The following is a 19,053-nucleotide window of genomic DNA, read 5'->3' as shown; positions in this document are numbered from 1 at the left end:
AAAAAGTCTCTTACGCTTCTGCCCCCTTCTGTCCACTATTAGCTGACTTTATACAGTTGGCAACCATTACTACCATGCCAGGGTGAAGGATTGTAAAGAGTGCCCCTTCAAAAAAGCATGCTGTGGCAATAAAAGGCGGCAAAGTCTAACTTTTAGTGTTTACCGCCACTATCATCAACGCATGCAGGAGAGAGTAGATAGCAAAGAAGGCAAAAGCATGAAAAGTCGAAGGATGGCTACGGTAGAACCTGTTTTTGGCAGTCTGCTTAACTACTACGGCATGAAAAGAAGCAATGCAAAAGGTAAAGGAGCCGCTCACAAAATGATGCTCATGGCAGCCACTGCTTACAACCTGCAGAAACTACTCTCTTGCACTGATCGTCCTAAAGCCAATGTACAAATCCTTACTCAAAAGCAGGCCATTATACTTTATTTTGTGCTCCGCTTAGTTGTGCAACACCCAGCCCCCTTTCAAGTAACATGTATGTTTGTTGCTGGATGGCCTATTATGTAGGATGGAATCGAACATGGAAAAGCGATTTATCAACTCAATTATGCTTTACAATGAATTGTCACGTGTAAAGTAAACAGATTCCTTACTTAGACACTCACTTTGCCCTTAGCTAGCTCATCTATTTATATGAAAGGCATAGTTGTTTTGTTCCTTGTTTGCACCTGCCCTACTTGCTTTGGCCAGATGAGCAGAGAAGCTGAACTAACTCCTACTCAAAATAGTATTACCTATCACCTGGAAGCCAGGGTAGATATTGCCAGACACACAAAGCTAAAAACAGATCATAGGATGAAACAGCATGAGAAAATAGAGCTAGTGGCTGTGTTTAAAAAAGACATCCAACTCTCACAAGCACAAGAGCTTCTAGACAAAACCGGTATCAGCTACCGAAAAGGCATGGATTCGAGCAAAGGCAAACTGTATTTCTATAGTACAGGTCCCAAATTTATTCTCACTTTTGAAAGCCAAGCAGACAAAGAAACATTTATCGCACAGCATGCCAAGAAGGAAGCCTTTCATGAGCTCTATACCCCTGACTGGACTAAGCAGAAAGATTAACTACTAAGATCAAAGGCTAGCTAGTTACTAAGTTTTAAGCCTGACAATGAGAAGATGGTTCATTTCATTACCCCCTTAGTATTCCAGTTGTTACAATAAAAATGGGCAAGAGGGGGAAAATTATCTTTTCCCCCTCTTGCCCATAGATAAAGTTTCAGCATTGGCCCCTATTATTTTACTTGATTATTAATGATGCAAGTTTAAGAGTCGATTAGTCTTAATATCCTATTTATCCACCTACACTTTCTTATTTGGCATACATTGCTTTTAAAATAAGAGATGCCATATATAGAATTCGCTTAATGCAATATATCTACCACTTCCTCACTATAGGCAGCCCATAGCCCATACCCACCTTTCACATTTGTGTATTCACGAATAGGCGTAGTAAAAGCTTTAAGGAATCCTTCGTCCTCCCATCCGGCCCGGTAGAGGTAATTTCTGTATACAGGACTGATTTTTCTAAAGTGCAGGAAAATCTTGTCACATGCTACATTTTGACCCAGTCGTTTAGCTGTATCCGTACTATCCTGAAGCGCTCCAGCCATGGCTACACCGATATCAAATGTGAAAGATTGCCCATTGAAACATATATCCGAAAGCACATACTGGTTGTCTTCACTTTTGAAGCTACAGATATCTTCGGATGCTTCCAGGGGCCGGTCAGGTCTGAACGTATTTAACGCAACATACTTGCCTTGATACTGGCCTTCTATTTTTGCATAATATAAGTCCAATTCCTTTTCTTCATCTGCGAAAGTAAAGGCAAGCTTTCGGGCGGTTTCTCCAACAAAGAGAGAGGAGACTGTATCCTGAAATATGTAGCTGCTTATGCTAACTTGTCTTGGAATAACTTCATTAGAGGTTTCAGCAGTTGGAAATCCCAAAGCTTCTACTCTTAAAGAATACCCTTTACCAACCTGAGGTTTACGTCCACTGGGTGAACGATATATACCTTTCCCAAGGGGGTGTAAATTTTCCATAAACACCCCTTCTTCAAAAAACGCTACCGTGGCATCATTTATCCCTTCCCCATACATAAAGGTTCCCGTTGGAGAGGCGGTTTTATCTATTTTCACTGACACCACGCTATCTGCTGAAATTAAGCCATAAATAATCAACCGCTCCCCTTCATACGGAAGCTCTACCCCTAAGTCTTTTTTACATGCTCCCATCAGCATAAGCAGTAATACCAACATCGTACGAATTACTTTATTCATCTTATTTGATTTTTTTTGTATAACTAACAAAGGGAAGCACTGGCAAGAAGGAACCTACTTGCAAACTGTTCTTGGTACCTATGATTTTCGAGCCAAAGCGTTGAGGATCCTGTGGTATAATGCGTTTAGTTATATCCACATAAAAAGGATTAGCCCGGTTATAGGCATTATACACTCCTACTGACCAGCTCGCTTGCTTACCTTTCCGGGTAGTATGGGCAAAGCTGAAAGATAAATCCAGCCGGTGATAAGCTGGCATCCGGAAATTATTCCGATCCTGGTAAATAAACACCGGAAAACCCCGCTCATAATCACTTCTAACTGCTACCGGTACGGTTACAGGGGAGCCTGTTTGCAAAATCCAATTTGCTGATACATTTATTTTAGGTGTAAGCCTATAGGAACCGGTCAGAGAAATTGTGTGCCTTCTGTCAAAATTTGCCCAAAACCATTTTCCTTCATTCAGTTCAGTAAACCTGCGCCTGTTGTAGGCAAGTGTATAGGCTGCCCATCCGTTAAACCTGCCTTGCGTTTTATGGATGAATAGCTCCATTCCATAGGCTTCTCCTATGCCTTTTTTGGCGATAGATTGCTGCCAGCTCTGGTTGAAATTGGTTAAATAGTTGGCTCCTTCTTTATAATCAATCAGGTTAGTCATGGATTTGTGATAGGCTTCCAGGCTTAGTTCCAGATGCTCAATAGGCAGTGCTTTAGAAATGCCCAGGGCGATCTGCCTGGCATATTGTGGGGGTACCTGGCTCGTAGCCGGTACCCATATATCATTGGGCAAACCTAATCCATTGTTGACAAGCAAATGGATAAACTGACGCATCTGGCTATAGGCTCCTTTGATAGCAAAATTGTCAGGTAAAAGGATATTAGCCGTAATCCGGGGCTCAAGCGAGAAATACTTCTTATTTTCTACCCCAAACACTACACTTCGTAAGCCTACATTGGTTTTCAGCCAAGGTAAAATGGTTGTCTCATCTTCTGCAAAAATAGCCGTTTCATTTGCTATAACGGGTGCATTAATGCTAGTCAGCTTTTCTTCATCCAGCCCATAACTAGTGCGAATGGAAGAAGGCTGATAGCGGTGAGCGGTCGCTTCTATACCCAACTTTACCTGGTGATTGCCCGAAGGAAAGTAGTCCATAACTGTTTTCAGTGTCCAATCCCGGACAGTTGGCCTGGAAGAGAGGAAATTATCTTTTACAAACTTTTGATCTTCAGATTTAAAACTTTCAATATCTATTCCATAGCGGTACTTGGAGTAGGTCAGCACGGAGCGGAAGAAAACTTTAGCCGAAAGTGGGCGCACATAACGGGTCGTTGCCGTGGTGTTTCCCCAGCTCAGGCCAAAGTCAGATCGTTGTTTAGCATCTCCTTCACCTGCCCGGTAGAAGTCAGTGCCCTGATAAAAGCTGACAAACAGATGACTGCCGTCACTAAATTTATGGTTAATTTTCATGTTCGTATCGTACATCAAGTACGTGACAAACCTATCTCCACGTCCTGCTTTATAAGCAATATAACTGGGTAGGGTAAAAAGGCCCAGATAAAACGTTCGGGCTGAAAAAAGATAGGATGTACGGTTCTTTAATTTTGTAGACAAAGGTCCCTCCATAAGAAATCTAGAGCTCAACAGGCCTATGCTCCATTCACCTGTTTTTGTCTGATTGTTTCCTTCTTTCATCGTAATATCTACAATAGAGGAAAGCCTACCACCAAACCTTGCCGGAAAACCACCTTTAAACAAATCCGCTTTCTTAACAGCATCCGGATTGATGACTGAAATAAGTCCAAACAGATGGGAAAGGTTGTAAACAGGGGCTTCATCGAGTAAAATCAAGTTCTGGTCAGATGAGCCTCCCCGGACTAAAAGGCCTGAGCTCCCTTCCAAGCCTATACTTACGCCTGGTAACATAGAGAAAGCTTTGAGAAGATCTGGCTCTCCAAACACGACCGGTATTTTCTTTAATCGCTCAATTGGAATACTGATTTGCCCTAGCGGCGCCTCTTGGCTTTGTCTGAGCCTTGCTTCATCCGTAAGTGTTTCCCCGCTCACAATTATTTCTGATAAAGTCTGAGTGGCTTGTGAAAGAGTAATATTCAGTACAGTATCCCTGGTGAGTGAGATAGTAAAAGTGGAAGGCTCATAGCCTACATAAGAGACAGAAAGCTGTAGCTGGCGGGGTGCAAGGGTCAGACTGAAGAAGCCATAGGTATTGGTCACCACCCCTTTCCGGGAGTGAGGCTCATAAATAGTGGCTCCAATAAGTGCTTCTCCGGAAGAGGCATCTTTTACATATCCGCTAATGGTTATCCAGTTAATAGGGTTGAAAACAGCTGGATGGTCTTTTTTTCTGGCCAGTATAATTTTATTCTCCTTCTCACGCAGGATATACTCTATTGGCTCATTGAGAAATAGTTCGTCCAGATACGCTTTTACTGTTTGGTAAGTGCTTTTTAAGGCAACCTTCCTGCTTAGCGGAATGTCGTTGCTATAGGCAAAAGTAAATTCTCCCTTTCTGCTCAATTCAGTGAGTAACTCCTCTAGGCTATCAAAGCTTCTATCCAAGGATACGTGTTTGTATAGAATAGAGCCTTGTGCGTTTACCATAGAAAAAGAGACAAAAAAAAGAAGTAAGGTTAACTTAAACTTGCATTGCATAGGTTTGTCATTCAATGATTATCTAAAAAGTTTATTTGGAGGAAGAGCAGCCTTCTCCTGATATAATGGTTTTGTTACCTTCTTTAAGAATAGAAATAGGTAGCACTAATTGCAGTTCCTCTACTACTTGGCCGAACGTTTGCCCTTCAAAGGTGGAAGTAAGGGTGCAGGTTGCCAGCTTAGTTGTTTCCAATACCAGGTGTTCATTATAATGCTTGTTTATATCATCCACTACCACTGATAAAGGCGTATCCTGGAAGGTTAACACGCCTGTTCTCCAGGAAAGAAAATTTGGATTTTGAATGGTTGCTTTATGTAGCGTGCCGTTGAGATAGTCTGCTTGTTGGCCAGCTACCAGGGTTAATTTCTTTTGATGCACCGATTCATAAAAAGATACACTGCCACTTACAACACTCACCACTACCTTTTGCCCATGCTCATATACATTAAAGGAAGTTCCTAGTACTTCTGTTAGGGTATTACCCGTTGTAATTAAAAAGGGCTTTTGAGGTTTTTTTACTACTTCAAAGAACGCTTCACCCGTAAGCTTAACTTCTCTTATATGCCCGGCAAAATCTTCAGGATAGCTAATCGAAGAATGTTTGTTGAGCAATACCTTTGTGCCATCAGGCAAAGTGAGTTTTAAGGGGTGACTCTGCGTCGAGGTTACAAGCTGTTTTTCTGCAAAAACTTTCTCAGAGAGGCTATAGGTCAACCATCCCAAACAGATGGTTAGAATAAGAATGGCTGCAATTTTGATTACCTGGTAGCGTAAAGGTTTTTCTTTTGCTTTGGAGTGGATCACTTGTTTTGCTTTCTCAGCCTTGATTCTTGCTTTTACTCCTTGCCAGTCCTTGGTGGTATCAATGAAGCTTGCCTCTTTGAGCTTTGCACTTTTCTGCCAAAGCAGAGCGAATTGCTCAAAAAGTGCGCTGTTTTGCTCATTAGCCTCTATCCATGCCTGCACCTGCTCACGTTCCTCTGGTAAGGCATCTCCGGAAAGAAATCTACTAAGCAACTCCTGAGGTATATCTCTATTGGAATGATTGTCCATAGGTGTGTTTGTAGCTATGACAAATAACCCGGCTAATACACGTACGCGGAAATGAAAAATTTTATATAAACAGGAAAGAAAGGGGTAAAAGGATGGTTAACAAATCAGCTAGCTCTGTGCGTAAAATATGGAGGGCTTTGCTAATCTGAGTTTCTACCGTGCGGATAGAGATGTCTAGTTCATGAGCAATTTCTTTGTTTGTTTTTCCTTCAAAACGGTTCATAGTAAAAATCTTTTGGCATTGGCCTGGAAGCTTTGATATAGCCCGTGCTAATCTTTCTTCCAGTTCGGCCTCAAGCATGGCATCCATATCAGTTGATTCTGCCATAGGATAAGCTAAGTATGCGTGATGGCGGTTATGTAGGTGTAGTTGCTTAAGGTAATTGAGGCAACTATTATGGACAGCTTTGAAAAGGTAAGATTTGATAGAAGTAGTAATAATGAGTTGCTGCCGCTTTTCATAAAGTTTGACAAAGATATCCTGAGCGAGTTCCCTTGCTTGATCTATATCCCCTAACAGCTTCTGAGCATAATGGCAGAGGGTAGGATAATAAGCATAAAATATATACTCAAAAGCTTGCTCTTCCCCTGCTTTGATACGGCTGATTAACGCTTTTTCCTCTTCTTTCAATAGCTGGATTGATTTGCTTTTAATTTATCCTGTTAGCAAATTAATAAAATTTTGCCCCTTATCAAGTTTAAAAAGATAATAGGGGTAATTCTATGATCGAGATAAGAAGAGGTTAGCTAATTTGGGGTTAGCTATTTTAAGACGCTGTGGAATTCTTATCTAGTTACAACTTTCGCCCCTTTCTTGAAACCGGGAATATTGCCTACATGATCCTCTAAATCTTACACTAGATTTACCACTTTGTTAGACCATCGGTCACAGAAGATCTCATGAGGCTAAATAAATAATTCCACTCACTTTAAAATGCTATAAGAGTTACACACTTACCCTAACTATCATTTCTATTGTACTACTATGGTAAGCTTAGTAAATTGATCTATTCTAAAGACTGAGCACAAGCCGAAGAATTGATAACTTAGAACAGTTATTTACCCAATTATGCGTATGAGCCAGGCTTTGGTCTTCCCAGTAACCTATTCGTTGATCTCCTCGCAAGCCCTGCAAGAGGTCTTACTCCCTTTGTATTTGCTTCCAATGGATTCAAAGGTAGTGTTTTTGTATCAAGGTATGCACGATACTTATCTCATCCAAGGCACTAGCTCAAAGTGTATCTTAAGGATTTATAGAGCCGGATGGAAAACATTTGAGCAGGTGGAAGCTGAACTACAACTACTCGTATGGTTAAAGGCACAAGGCCTATCTGTATCGTATCCGATTGCTGACCTGAAGGAGCGATTTATCCAGAAAATAAGCAGTCCGGAAGGAGAACGCTATGCGGTGCTGTTCTCTTATGCTCAGGGAGAAAAATTATCATTCCTTAACCCTTCACAAGCTTTGGTGTTCGGCAGGTTTATGGCGCAAATGCACCTAATCACCGCTAATAAGCATATTCAACATTTGCAAAGAGATTATCAGCTAAATAGTATTTTGGATGGCACGCTGCAGGCTATTCAAACGGTATTGCCTGCTTATCTAGAAGCTCATGACAAACTTGACGGCATTCATAAGATACTCAACAGGAAATTGACACCTACCGTAGTTAAAAAACTGAAAATGGGGATTTGTCATGGCGATCCACATTACGAAAATATATTCCTAGACCCCTCCACTAATCAGGTGACTATGTATGACTTTGATTTTAGCGGCTATGGCTTTCTGCTGTATGATCTAGGCAGCTTCTGCTTTTACGAAAGAGCTAACCAAGAAAATATTTCTTCCTTTTTAGAAGGCTACAACCAACTGCTGCCCATATCTCCATTAGAACTGGACTTAGTGCCTTGCTTCACAGTGCTTATGAGGCTGTTTCATTTAGGAGCCAGGTGCAAAAATGCGGATGGCATCAAAAATCCCTTATGGTTTCCACAGGAGATAGGGGCTAAAATTTCAGATATTGAACAGGAGGCAAAGCGTTCATAGATTTAAACAATTAGAGAAACGCCAGTGTTTGTCAGGCCTCTGTTTTATGAACACTGAAGAAGATGAAAAGTGCGTTAGCCCGAAGTAGAAATTTGCAGTAAAGCAAAAGGGGAAAGAAAATTTCTGCTGAAAGCTTTGAAGAATATACTTTTCCCCTCTTACCCATATCTGAAGTTTTAAGAAAAGAGGAATTAAATTAACTGCCCCTTTCTTTAAATATATAGTTGAATAAAAAAGCATTGTATCAACTTGAAACGGTCAGCTGTTTCAAGTTGATACATTTGGAGGGAAAGAAAGAAAAGTTAATTTTATAATCATCTGACTGACAGAATAAGTAGCTACTGGCATCATTCTAGAAACCAGAAAGAAGAGAATAGTAAGCCTTGTATGTTCATTCCCATTATTCCCTACTAAACCTATGTTACGCAATTACCTGACCATTGCCTACCGGAATATTCTCAGGCATAAACTTTTTTCCTTTATCAACATTCTGGGTTTATCTCTGGGAATATCCGTCTGCCTGTTGATTATTCTCATGGTAGTGGATCAGCTGAGCTATGACAGCTATAACCCGAATAAAGACCGGGTGTACCGCATTACCTCTCAGCAAACCTGGGCTGATAATAGTACCGGGAAACTGGCCGCTGCACCGGCTCCCCTGGCCGAACGCTTACGGTCGGAGTATCCCGGAGGGGAGAAAGTGGCACTTTTCCGTAATCTGGATTATAGGGCTTTACATAATGGTAAAGATATGGACCTTTCCGGCTTCTATGCCGGTCCTGAGTTTCTGGATGTGTTCAGTATAGAGTTAGCAGAAGGAAACAGAAATCATGTATTGAAAGACCCCTTTTCTATTGTGATCAGTGAGAAACTGGCCCATACCTTTTTCCGGAACCAAAATCCGGTAGGAAAAATACTTACTCTGGAAGAATACGACGGCAAAAAAGCAGGCGATTTTATAATTAGCGGCGTGCTGAAAAATAGCGGTAACAAATCCCACCTCAAATACGATGTGCTGGCTTCTATAAATACGCTTACTAGTTTGGCCAAAGCAAACAACGATCAATCATTTTCTGCCTGGCTGAATCTAAGTAATTATTATGTATACGTTTTATTGAAAGAGAAGCAGCCGGTATCCTCCTTGCAAAATATACTAGATGAAATCAGCCGTAAGGAACTCTCTCAAAAAGACGTATTTCCACATATTAAATTTCATACACAAGCCTTACAAGGCATTAACCTCACTCATGAAATATTAGCTAATGAGCCTGGTGTGGTACTTCGGCGGGGCATCTTGTATCTATTTGCCCTGTTGGCTTTCATTGTAATGGTGTCTGCTTGTTTCAACTACAACAGTTTGTGTGTGGCCCGTTCGTTGAGCCGGGCAAAAGAAGTAGGCATCCGGAAAGTAGCCGGGGCAGGCCGTTCACAGATTATCTGGCAATTCCTGACAGAATCCGTGCTAATGGCTTTGATTGCTCTTGGTTTTGCCCTTACCCTGCTGCAATTTATCAAACCTGCTTTTTACAGCCTGGACCCCTACGTGCAAAAGTTATTCAACCTGGATGCAAATCTATTAGTCTATGGGGTTTTTGCGGTCTTTACAATACTAGTGGGAATGGTAGCCGGTTTGTTTCCTTCATTGGTATTATCCAGGTTTCAGACGGTACATGTGCTCAAAAACCTGGCTACTTTGTCTACCTTCTCCAGGTTCAGATTGCAGCGGGCTTTGCTGGTAGTTCAGTTTTCCCTGTCGCTGATTTGTATCATTTTTACTATAGTCGCTTACCGGCAGTTTGAATACACCATGGAAGCTGATTTAGGGTTCAAGACCAAAAATGTCTTGAATGTGGAGTTGCAGGGGAAATCATACAATCTATTTAGCCAGAGGGTAGCGCATCAGGGAAATATCAGAGCTATATCAGCCGCTTCTTATTTGCCGGGGCAAGGCTGGAATATGGGCGTAGAGGTAAAAAGATTGGGGGTTGAAGAAGCTACCTGGCTGGACTATGTAGCGGTAGATGCCAATTACATTCCGGCTATGGAAATGAAGTTACTTGCCGGACGCAATTTTTCCGGTGTAGATTCCCTGCAACACGAAAAGTTTATCATTATCAATGAAAGGGCCGTACAAAAACTAGAACTGGGCAGTGCAGCGTCGGCCGTAGGGCAGTATATAAGTGTTGGAGAGAAGCCGCTACAAATAATAGGGGTAGTAAAAGATTTTGTGATCAGAAGGCCCGGTGAGCCTATCCAACCAGGTGCACTGCGGAATCTGGCCAATGAGCTGCGCTACGCTAATATTCACTTGTCTGATAAAGAGGTAAGATCCACACTCAAGGACCTAGAAATAAGCTGGCAAAATCTGGATGCGCTGCATCCATTTAAATATAAATTTTATGACGATGCCCTGGCAGCGGCTCATGGAGGATTTAGTATTATGATGAAAGTGGTGGGATTTGCAGGTTTGCTGTCGGTATGTATTGCCTGCTTTGGGCTCCTGGGTATCGCCATTTACAGCACGCAGTCACGGTTAAAAGAGCTGAGTATCCGCAAAGTGCTGGGAGCAGGAGCTACTTCTCTGGCCCTGTTATTATCCAAAAACTTTTTGCAATTGATTTTGATTTCTATAGTGATTGGCACCGCTGCCGGATATTACATCAGCAACCTGTGGCTGCAAAGCCATGCGTACCGGGTGGACATAGGAGTGGGTACCTTACTGTTTGGCGTTGTACTGATACTGATACTGACTTTACTAACGGTAGGTGTACAGGTATGCAAAACTGTCAGAGCCAACCCGGCAGACCATCTGAAAATGGAATAAGGTAGCAGAAGCATGGAGCAACATATCCTGCCAAAAATATCAAAGGGTCTTCTCCTAATATCGGTTGAAAAAAGTTTGCCTTTAGTATTTGAATATCCATACGAAAGTACAGGGGCAAAGGATGGTTCATTTAAAGCAATGATTTATTAAATGGGCATGTTTACCCTCTAGCTCTGTTTTAATGAGTTACTCGAAAGGGGGATGTTAATTTAAACATGAGTTTTGGTACCATTTGATTGAACAATGGATTATTGGTGTATTTAGAGTAGGTAGTGTAAACTTTATTTATTTCCTATAACAAAAAAAGGCACTAGGAGTTTAGTACAGTATCACCAATGACAATCTGTTTTCATGAGCCCGCTCCTGCTTAGCTTCTGCGCCACTTATGGTATCAAGGACATAGCTACTTTTGATAAACTCTATGAAGTGGAAGAAATGGTACTCTTCTTGCCAGCTAATCCAACAGAAGTGGAAAAGCAAGCTTTACAAGAACTGATTGGCATCAAAGGGCTCACCTATGGGTTTATGGATTATGTAAAGTCAAACAATTCCTTTGAGCTTATTATGCAATGGAAAGAAAAGCTGGATTACTGCTAAGCTGAATGGTTAGGCTGGTTAGTATACTATACTGGCAACTAAAAGAAATCCGATCTAGGACCGATTCTAAAGACCTGTGCCCTGATTTTTAAGTAGGTGAATAGTCCCTATTAGAGTAAGTATAGCTCTAATGATCAGAACATTAGTACTTTCCTTACTATCCACTTTTTTGGCAAACTACCGTTTACCCATCACCAAAAGTTGAAGCTTACTCTAGTACTGTGTTGCTTCGACAGGGTAATGCTTAGATTTTACGTCCATGTTCAAACTCTTCTTGATCAGCCTCCATATCCTTTTCCTTCACTTTCCTGCGTATTCGTTGAATTAGTATCTGCTTGGCTTCCCGCAGAATCAAGATTGATTGCAGAAGATGGATTAGCGGGCATTGTCTGGTTTTGCTCCCAGTACTTGGCAAGTTGATAGCTGTCATAAATCCGGTTAAGGAATTCTTTGTCAAGCACTAGGTCACTTACTGAATCGTGGTCAATTTGCAGGTTGTGCTCTTTGACTTGGTCTTGATCTACAAAATAGCCCCCTTTTTGCAGATCTGCTTTCATCAAAGCCCAAGGAATCGCATAATAAGTGTCAGCATCGTTAAACTTGGCAACCACATAGATGACCTTTCCTTGCTCTACATCCATGAGCCATTCGATCACTTTTCCTATTTCTTCTCCTGAGCGATCCTTTAATTTAACAGCCGTTAATCTGGCCCCTTGTGATAATGTAGGAGTATGCATATACAGGTAATTTAGTAATAAGTATGAGTAGAATAGTTTGTTATACTCTCTTACTGCCCTAATTGTTATCAAAAAAGTAGATGGTAGCTGTTTTTATAGGATTAGTCAATTGCAAGGCAGCCTAATGTTCAGACAGAAATTCAAAAGTAGGTATATGCTTTATCAGTTTAGCTAACAATCGTTCAGTTATCACAAGGGAAAAGTTAAAAGAATAGCCCCTGGGTGTTGCACAACTCTTACTTTTGGTTTTGACTTCTGATTGGTAAATTCAGGAATGGTAGGCAAAAGAAAAGAGTTCAATAAAACTTGCCCTTCACTGATAGTGGAAACCTATGTTCCTAAGAACAACTTCTATCGCCAAATCAAGCAGTTGCTCAAGTTAGACTTCCTCTATCAGGCAGTAGCTCCTTTTTATGGCAAGTGTGGGCAGAAGTCAGTAGATCCAGTGGTATTTTTCAAGCTGCAGTTAGTAGCACATTTTGAAAACCTGTGTTCCGAGCGGGCCCTTATCAAAAAGAGTCAGCTGCGGCTAGATATTCTTCACTTCTTAGATTAAAATCTCGGAGAAAGACTACCTTTCCATAGCACTCTATCTCGTACACGCAAGCGACTACCAACTTCAGTGTTTGAAGCATGTTTTCAGACTATCCTTTCACAATGTATTGAGAAAGGAATGGTCAGTGGCCATACCCACTTGACCATTCTCGGTCAATAGTGGATGCTGCTTTTGTCGAGGCCAATGCTTCACTGGATACTTTTAAACGGAAAGCTATACTAGCCTGGCAACTAGACAAGGGGGAGGCTAAACAGATCGATCCTGCTGATCTTGCAGGGATAAAATTCTCTTTTACTGCCTTAGAAAGAACAGTAAAGCCGGTAAAGAAGGGAAGAAACAATGCGACCCATCAAAGCCTAACAGATGCGGATGCACGCATCAATCATAAGCCTGGTAAACCTACACGCTTATATTATTTATCTACCATAGCTGTAGATAATTATCATCATGTAATCACACATATACAGGCAGACTGAATGAATCAGTCATGATTCATCGATGAACGTGATTCAAAACATTTGATGGAAATAGCAGAAAAGCTATCAGCAAAACTTAAACAATATGATCTGCCAATTAAAATCTTATTGGCTGATAGAGGATTTGGTTCAGGAGAGAACTATGCGTATTTAGAAGCAGCTAATATTGAAGGCTTTATTTCTTTACCGGGTAGTTATCATCCCTTAAGGGAAGGCTTTAATTACGATCCTGAAAGAGATGTATATGTATGCCGCAATGGGAAATTCTTGTATAATCACGGGATAAGAATGGAAAAAGGCTTTGCTACTCATTACTATCATGCCAGAGTAAAAGATTGTAGTATATGTCCTTTTAAAAAAGCATGTTGTGGCAATAAAAGGAGGCAAAGCCTCACTTTCAGTGCCTACCGCCACTATCATCAGCGTATGAAAGAGCGCATAGAAAGTAAAGAAGGTAAAAGCATGAAAAGAAGAAGGATGGCTACCGTAGAACCTGTTTTTGGTAGTTTACTCAACTATTATGGCATGAAAAGAGCAAATACCAAAGGTAAACAAGCGGCTCACAAAATGATGCTCATGACGGCTTGTGCCTACAACTTACAAAAACTGCTCACTCCTATACATCAACCAAAAAATAAGATTCAAAGCCTTCCTATTCAGCAACTACTTGTCCTCTATTTTATCTTCTTTTGCCTTGTGCAACACCCACGCCCCTTTGCTGAAACTCAACCAAAGTAAGAATGGGGAAGAATACAGCTTGTAACTTCTAAGTCAGCCATTTTTCTGCCCTTTGATCTTCTCTTTCTGCTACAATTCAAAAGAGGTTTTTGTCAACCTATAGAAAAAGCTCACCTTTTACCTTTTTCCTGAAGGGATATAATTATAGTCTTCTAATTCACTTACATTTTTAATAGGCTTACAAGCCCCATTGATTAAAAGAATAGTCCGGTCACTTACCTCAATGATTTGCCTGTAATCATGGTCTGTGATTATTATTCCTTTTTCTCTGCTGTACTCCTTGACTAACTGCTTAATCTGTTCTTTAAAAATTGGCTCTATTCCTGAAAAGGGCTCATCCAGTAACACAAAGGGAGTATTTAAGTTAAGCAGCAATAAAAGTTCAAAATACCGTAATTCACCCCCTGATAACTGAGTTACCCTCTTTTTCAAATGAAGCTTGATTCTTTGATGATCTCTCACACGACTTCTTTTCTCTGTTGAAGGAATAAATATATCTATTATGGTTGTTAAGGAAAGATTGGAAGGCAGAAAAGAATCTTGAGATAAGTATCCAATCAAGTCATGTGTAAAAGGTTGATTATAAACCTGGCCATTGATGCGTATATGTTTATGATCAGTAGGCAATGAACCAAAAATAATTTTTAACAAAGTGGATTTACCACTTCCATTGCTGCCCAATAAGCCGACTACCTCACCTGTTTGACATTTGAGATAAATATCGTTTAACAGGCTTTTTGTACCAATCGTATAGATAATACTATCGGCTTCTAAAATAAACTCAGGCATTTATAAATAAAGAATAAAAATAGATTCACACCAAATGAAATTAATATCAACTTTAGTTTGGATAATCCACGATTATAATAGAAGTAATACTGGTTAGCATATAGTAAATGGTAGAAAAATAAGGAAAGCACAAAACCTCCGGTCAGCAGTGTTAAGAAAAAATAAGAAAAAAAGCCATCTACAGAATTTTCTCCAATAAATATTCCCAAGAATCCCAAAAGTGTGGAGAATGGAAAATTGAATCGATGTACATCCTTATAAAAATTAAATAGCATTCTCATTCTTGGATCTTTTCTTGTATTTCACCTAATAACCCAAACCTACCTGCAAACCGGTAGCTCTTCGTGTAGCTCTGTGCTGGAGTGCTAAGGATGGAGCTTATGTGGTGTGTGAACCCCTCAAGACAGGATACTTACTTTAAGAAAGATACTATTATTCTCCAAAGTGTGCAAGTCCCCTGATAGGTAGATCTCAGATATTATTCCTGTCAGGCTAAGTGTAGGTCTTCTCCTTGAATAATTCACCTTTGATATTCCAATAGCTATAAGAAAAGAACAGGGGAAAAGGGGCAATGATTATTTATGGCATTGAAGCATTAAAAGCTTGTAGTTTTACTCTTGCTGTTGATGCGTTACCTAAAAGGGGGAAATGCCGTAATCATCCTTATAGGTAGTTTTAATTCACATTTAACTAGTGCGCAACCCTGTCAATATGATCTAATACCTCCGTAGGGGCCTAGAAACAGGAAACATTTTATCCTCAACATCTCCATTTTATGTAAGGTCTTCTCTCTATCCTATCCTCTCTATGTCAAACCCTTTCTTTTTCAGCCTTATGCTTTCCCCTTGTACTAGCTATAATACTTACGCAAATTTAAGCATATTGACACTCAAATCGTGTAATGAGGTTTAAGCATAGGCTAATAAGTAATTAGCAATGAGTCACTTGGAAGGTCGAAAAGAAAATAAAAACATGTAATTTTTTATCGCAGATTACACATTGTCAATTACTTACATTTTTTAGCTTGCCTCATACATCATCCACTCTCCAACAGAGAGCTAATAGTAAACCCATGACAACTGTAAAGACAACAAGTAAAAAAGTATCTCCGTCACCAAAGCAGGCCGTGGCTAGTAAGAAAACTACTGCTCCTAAAGTAGCTACCACAGTTAAGAAAGCTGTGACTGCTCAGCTTGCTTCTACCCCTACAAAAAAGGTTACTGTAAGTAAGGCTACGGCTCCAAAGCCTGCTGTGGCTAAACAAGCAACCACACCTACTAGCAAGCCAGCGTCTGCTGTAAAGAAGACGGTTGCAACGGCTAAAGCTAAGCCAGTAACTACTCCTGTTACAAAGCAAACAGCTTCTGTCCACAAGCAGGCAACTGTAGGCAAACAAGCACCGAGTGCTAGTAAGCAAACAGCTCCTGCCAAGAAAGAGGTAGCAAAGATTGCTAAACCCAAAGCTTCGGCAAGCAAAATAGCGGTAAAGAAATAACGTGTAGATAGTTCATTGCCTAGGAAGCCGACTCTGCACAAGGGTCGGCTTTTGCTTTTTAAGGGAATTTGCTCAGATTTTCATTCTACACAGGGCTGCTCAAGGGTACATGAAAGCTGACTCTGATCTGGAAGCTTGAAAGGGCAGTTAATTCAACTCCTCATTAAGAATGTAAAGCGTTAATCTTTTGGTCTATGCCCTAGCATCAATTGTGTCAAACCTGCTGTTTTTAAGAGAGTAGTATGGAAGAAAAGTAGGGTGTGATGCCGAGAGAGGTGTATGTTAACAGTAAATTAAAAAGGGGAAATTTTTTAACTCAATTCTTTTTTTATATCATTTGTGAAAAGAATTTACTAAGCATGCTTTATGGAGTAGCGGTATCTATAATAATCATGAAAAGTAGTATCTTGGCTCTACAAACTGACTGATACCTTGGCTAACGATTACGATAAAATACTCAAAGAAAACATCGCTTCAGTATTTTTGCCCCTCACAGAGAAATACCTCAACATCCGAATTAAGAGAAGTGAAGAATTAAAGGACAAGCTACAAACCACTATTGAGAAAGAACCTGACTTCATTCGCATTGTAGAAACTGATACTAATGAAAGATTTATTTTACATTTAGAGTTTCAGAGTGTAGATGAGGAAGGCATGATCTATCGCATGCAAGAGTATTATGGTATCCTGAGAAAGAAATATGGCCTATCAATTAAACAGTTTGTTATTTACTTAGGGCAGAAAGCCTCTAAAATGCAGACGCAGTTGGCCCCTGATGAAATATTCGAAGGGTTTACTTTAAAAAGTCTTCGCGATTACTCCTATCAACATCTGTTGGCCTCTCAAGTGCCGGAAGAAATCATACTTGCCATCTTGAGTGATTTTGGGAATAAAAAGCCGGTAGAAGTATTGCAAGCTATATTGGGCAAGCTCAAAGAAATTAGTGGAGAGGAAATTGTGTTACGAAAATATATCAGGCAATTGTCAATTTTAGCCAGATTGCGTAATTTAACTAAAGAAACACAAAAACAGATTACAGACATGGGACTTACCTATAATATTACAGAAGATTATCTTTATCAAGAAGGACAAAAGGAGAGAGAAAAAGGCATGATAATCAAGATGCTCAAGGATAAGACCTTAAGTATAGAAAAGATTGCCCAAATAGCAGAAGTTTCGGTAGAGTATGTCAAGCATGTGGCCAAAGAGTTAAAAAAGTAAAGGTCCTTTACAACTCCATAGTTCTGCCAAGCAGTCTAGCTTTTCACCGCCAGGGAGAAACTACCTGAGTGGAAAATTATTCTAATAATAGTATGAGCAGGAAAGAGATAGAAATTACGCTTGAGGATGTGGAATTAATCATGGGTGAAAATATTCATTTTTTGAATAAATACATAGAAAATTGTTTCTGCCGAAACTGTAATCCATCTTTAACTACTATTACTAACTACCGCTTCTTCTTAAATGATTTAGAAGATATTATTCTAAAAGGGGATTGCATCAAATGTAGCTCTCCTGTGGCTAGATATATTGAGACCGGTGAAAACAAGGAAAGTGCAGGAATGGCCAAACATATCCGGGAAATTGTAAAGAAATACAAAAAGATAAAAAAACAGTAAGGGCCTCCCTTACTGTTTTTTTATTAACCTATTAGTTCTATAGAGTTAAAATAACTCCCCCTGGCTATTGCACAACGTAGCGGAGCACACAATAAAGGATATGAATTTGCTTTTGAGTAAGGATTTGAACATTGAATCTAGGATGACTAGCGCAAGAGAGCAGTTTCTGCAGGTTGTAAGCGGTAGCAGACCGAAGCCGATGCACACTCGTAGCAGGTTCAGCATAAACTTATGAGCGGCTTGTTTTCCTTTGGCATTGGCTCTCTTCATACCATAATAGTTGAGTAAACTCCCAAATACAGGTTCTACCGTAGCCATTCTTTGCCCTTTCATTCTCTTGCCTTCTTGGCTATCTACCCGTTCCTGCATTCGTAATGGACCGATGATGCGGAGCATCAGGTCCAATGATAGCGGCGGTAGACACTAAACATTAAGCTTTGTCGCCTTTTATTACCACAGCAGTCCTTTTTGAAAGGACACGCTTTACAATCCTTCACCCGAGCATGATAGTAATGGTTAGCAAAGCCTTTGTTCATTTTGATGCCATGGTAGTAAAGCAACTTTTTGTTACGGCATAATAGGCATTTTCTGTGATATCATAGCTAAATCCTTCCCTTAAGGGATGGTAACTGCCATGCAGAGGAATGAAGCCTTTGATTTGACGTGCCTCCAATGAAGCATAGTTTTCCCCGGAACTAAAGCCTGCATCGGCTAATAAGTATTGAAAAGGTAATCCATACAGCTTAAGCTTAATTGATAGCTTGTCAACGATTGCCATCAAATGGCGGGAATCTTTTTCGTCTGCCAGGTCTGCCTGTAGATGGGTAATGACATGATGGTAGCTATCTACTGCCATTGTAGATAGGTAATACAGCCGGGAAACTTTACCTGCCTTTTGAGTGAGCTTGGCATCAACATCGCTCATACTGATATGAGTACGGTTATTTCTTGGACAGCTTTTAGGTTTAGCCCTCTTTTCCAAGGCAGTGAAAGAAGAAGCTTGCCCGAAAAGATCAGCAGCCGTGATTTGTTTAGCTTCCCCCTTGTCTAGTTGCCATTCTAGTATGGCTTTTCGCTTCATACTATCTGTCGATGCGTTGGCTTCGACAAAAGCAGCATCCACTATTGACCGAGAATGGTCAAGTGGGTATGGCCACT

Annotated in this window: 19 protein-coding genes; 11 read left to right on the top strand and 8 right to left on the bottom strand. The window is 40.4% G+C overall.

Translation table 11 applies throughout. The annotated features are described in order from the left end of the window. Positions 1 to 82: 82 nt before the first annotated feature. Both Q0590_RS34610 and Q0590_RS34605 read left to right on the top strand, forming a co-directional pair. Positions 83 to 514, top strand: coding sequence for a transposase (locus Q0590_RS34610; RefSeq protein ID WP_302042255.1), 432 nt, complete (start codon positions 83 to 85; stop codon positions 512 to 514). A 183-nt stretch (positions 515 to 697) separates the two neighbouring features. Further along, positions 698 to 1,072 carry a hypothetical protein gene (locus Q0590_RS34605; protein WP_302042254.1) on the top strand — a complete coding sequence of 125 codons (375 nt, stop codon included), beginning with the start codon at positions 698 to 700 and terminating at the stop codon, positions 1,070 to 1,072. 299 nt (positions 1,073 to 1,371) lie between these two features. Here Q0590_RS34605 and Q0590_RS34600 read toward each other — a convergent pair whose 3' ends face one another. The 4 genes from Q0590_RS34600 to Q0590_RS34585 form a co-directional block, all read right to left on the bottom strand. Then, complete coding sequence (locus Q0590_RS34600; protein WP_302042253.1) at positions 1,372 to 2,292, bottom strand: DUF4249 family protein; 921 nt, start codon at positions 2,290 to 2,292, stop codon at positions 1,372 to 1,374. Between the two features lies 1 nt (position 2,293). Further along, positions 2,294 to 4,963 (bottom strand): TonB-dependent receptor, encoded by a 2,670-nt coding sequence (locus Q0590_RS34595; RefSeq protein ID WP_302042252.1) that lies wholly within the window; start codon positions 4,961 to 4,963, stop codon positions 2,294 to 2,296. Between the two features lie 31 nt (positions 4,964 to 4,994). Continuing rightward, a complete protein-coding gene (locus Q0590_RS34590) occupies positions 4,995 to 6,017 on the bottom strand; it encodes a FecR family protein (RefSeq protein WP_302042251.1) in 1,023 nt (340 codons plus the stop codon). A gap of 61 nt (positions 6,018 to 6,078) precedes the next feature. Next, positions 6,079 to 6,648 (bottom strand): RNA polymerase sigma-70 factor, encoded by a 570-nt coding sequence (locus tag Q0590_RS34585; protein WP_302042250.1) that lies wholly within the window; start codon positions 6,646 to 6,648, stop codon positions 6,079 to 6,081. Between the two features lie 444 nt (positions 6,649 to 7,092). Here Q0590_RS34585 and Q0590_RS34580 point away from each other — a divergent pair, with 444 nt between their 5' ends. The 3 genes from Q0590_RS34580 to Q0590_RS34570 all read left to right on the top strand — a co-directional run bounded on the left by Q0590_RS34580 (position 7,093) and on the right by Q0590_RS34570 (position 11,485). After that, positions 7,093 to 8,064, top strand: coding sequence for a phosphotransferase enzyme family protein (locus Q0590_RS34580; protein WP_302042249.1), 972 nt, complete (start codon positions 7,093 to 7,095; stop codon positions 8,062 to 8,064). A gap of 418 nt (positions 8,065 to 8,482) precedes the next feature. After that, positions 8,483 to 10,888, top strand: a complete 2,406-nt coding sequence (locus tag Q0590_RS34575; RefSeq protein WP_302042248.1) for an ABC transporter permease — start codon at positions 8,483 to 8,485, stop codon at positions 10,886 to 10,888. A 351-nt stretch (positions 10,889 to 11,239) separates the two neighbouring features. Beyond that, positions 11,240 to 11,485 (top strand): hypothetical protein, encoded by a 246-nt coding sequence (locus Q0590_RS34570; RefSeq protein WP_302042247.1) that lies wholly within the window; start codon positions 11,240 to 11,242, stop codon positions 11,483 to 11,485. Positions 11,486 to 11,763: 278 nt separating this feature from the next. Here the strand turns inward: Q0590_RS34570 and Q0590_RS34565 are convergent, their stop codons facing one another. Continuing rightward, complete coding sequence (locus Q0590_RS34565) at positions 11,764 to 12,222, bottom strand: PRC-barrel domain-containing protein (RefSeq protein ID WP_302042246.1); 459 nt, start codon at positions 12,220 to 12,222, stop codon at positions 11,764 to 11,766. A gap of 274 nt (positions 12,223 to 12,496) precedes the next feature. On the opposite strand from Q0590_RS34565, the gene Q0590_RS34560 reads away from it, so the two are divergent. The 3 genes from Q0590_RS34560 to Q0590_RS34550 all read left to right on the top strand — a co-directional run bounded on the left by Q0590_RS34560 (position 12,497) and on the right by Q0590_RS34550 (position 13,992). Beyond that, positions 12,497 to 12,778 carry a transposase gene (locus Q0590_RS34560; protein WP_302042245.1) on the top strand — a complete coding sequence of 94 codons (282 nt, stop codon included), beginning with the start codon at positions 12,497 to 12,499 and terminating at the stop codon, positions 12,776 to 12,778. 158 nt (positions 12,779 to 12,936) lie between these two features. Then, positions 12,937 to 13,254 (top strand): hypothetical protein, encoded by a 318-nt coding sequence (locus tag Q0590_RS34555; RefSeq protein WP_302042244.1) that lies wholly within the window; start codon positions 12,937 to 12,939, stop codon positions 13,252 to 13,254. A 45-nt stretch (positions 13,255 to 13,299) separates the two neighbouring features. Continuing rightward, positions 13,300 to 13,992: a transposase gene (locus Q0590_RS34550; RefSeq protein ID WP_302042243.1), complete on the top strand. Its 693-nt coding sequence runs from the start codon at positions 13,300 to 13,302 to the stop codon at positions 13,990 to 13,992. Between the two features lie 117 nt (positions 13,993 to 14,109). On the opposite strand, the gene Q0590_RS34545 is transcribed toward Q0590_RS34550, so the two are convergent. Further along, the gene (locus Q0590_RS34545; RefSeq protein WP_302042242.1) at positions 14,110 to 14,781 is read right to left on the bottom strand and encodes an ATP-binding cassette domain-containing protein; all 672 of its coding nucleotides are present in this window, start codon (positions 14,779 to 14,781) and stop codon (positions 14,110 to 14,112) included. 1,072 nt (positions 14,782 to 15,853) lie between these two features. On the opposite strand from Q0590_RS34545, the gene Q0590_RS34540 reads away from it, so the two are divergent. The 3 genes from Q0590_RS34540 to Q0590_RS34530 all read left to right on the top strand — a co-directional run bounded on the left by Q0590_RS34540 (position 15,854) and on the right by Q0590_RS34530 (position 17,895). Further along, positions 15,854 to 16,276 carry a hypothetical protein gene (locus tag Q0590_RS34540; protein ID WP_302042241.1) on the top strand — a complete coding sequence of 141 codons (423 nt, stop codon included), beginning with the start codon at positions 15,854 to 15,856 and terminating at the stop codon, positions 16,274 to 16,276. A gap of 432 nt (positions 16,277 to 16,708) precedes the next feature. Further along, positions 16,709 to 17,497, top strand: a complete 789-nt coding sequence (locus Q0590_RS34535; RefSeq protein WP_302042240.1) for an RpnC/YadD family protein — start codon at positions 16,709 to 16,711, stop codon at positions 17,495 to 17,497. Between the two features lie 68 nt (positions 17,498 to 17,565). Beyond that, positions 17,566 to 17,895, top strand: coding sequence for a hypothetical protein (locus Q0590_RS34530; RefSeq protein WP_302042239.1), 330 nt, complete (start codon positions 17,566 to 17,568; stop codon positions 17,893 to 17,895). Positions 17,896 to 17,940: 45 nt separating this feature from the next. Here Q0590_RS34530 and Q0590_RS34525 read toward each other — a convergent pair whose 3' ends face one another. Together Q0590_RS34525 and Q0590_RS34520 are read right to left on the bottom strand one after the other, a co-directional pair. Beyond that, positions 17,941 to 18,291: a transposase gene (locus Q0590_RS34525; protein ID WP_302042238.1), complete on the bottom strand. Its 351-nt coding sequence runs from the start codon at positions 18,289 to 18,291 to the stop codon at positions 17,941 to 17,943. A 136-nt stretch (positions 18,292 to 18,427) separates the two neighbouring features. Further along, positions 18,428 to 19,053 (bottom strand): transposase (locus Q0590_RS34520; RefSeq protein ID WP_495560968.1); only part of this gene is annotated, 626 nt, incomplete at its 5' end.

Origin of the sequence: Rhodocytophaga aerolata, from assembly GCF_030503435.1 — a bacterium.
Taxonomy (GTDB): domain Bacteria; phylum Bacteroidota; class Bacteroidia; order Cytophagales; family 172606-1; genus Rhodocytophaga; species Rhodocytophaga aerolata.
This window is presented reverse-complemented; position numbering and strand designations above follow the sequence as displayed.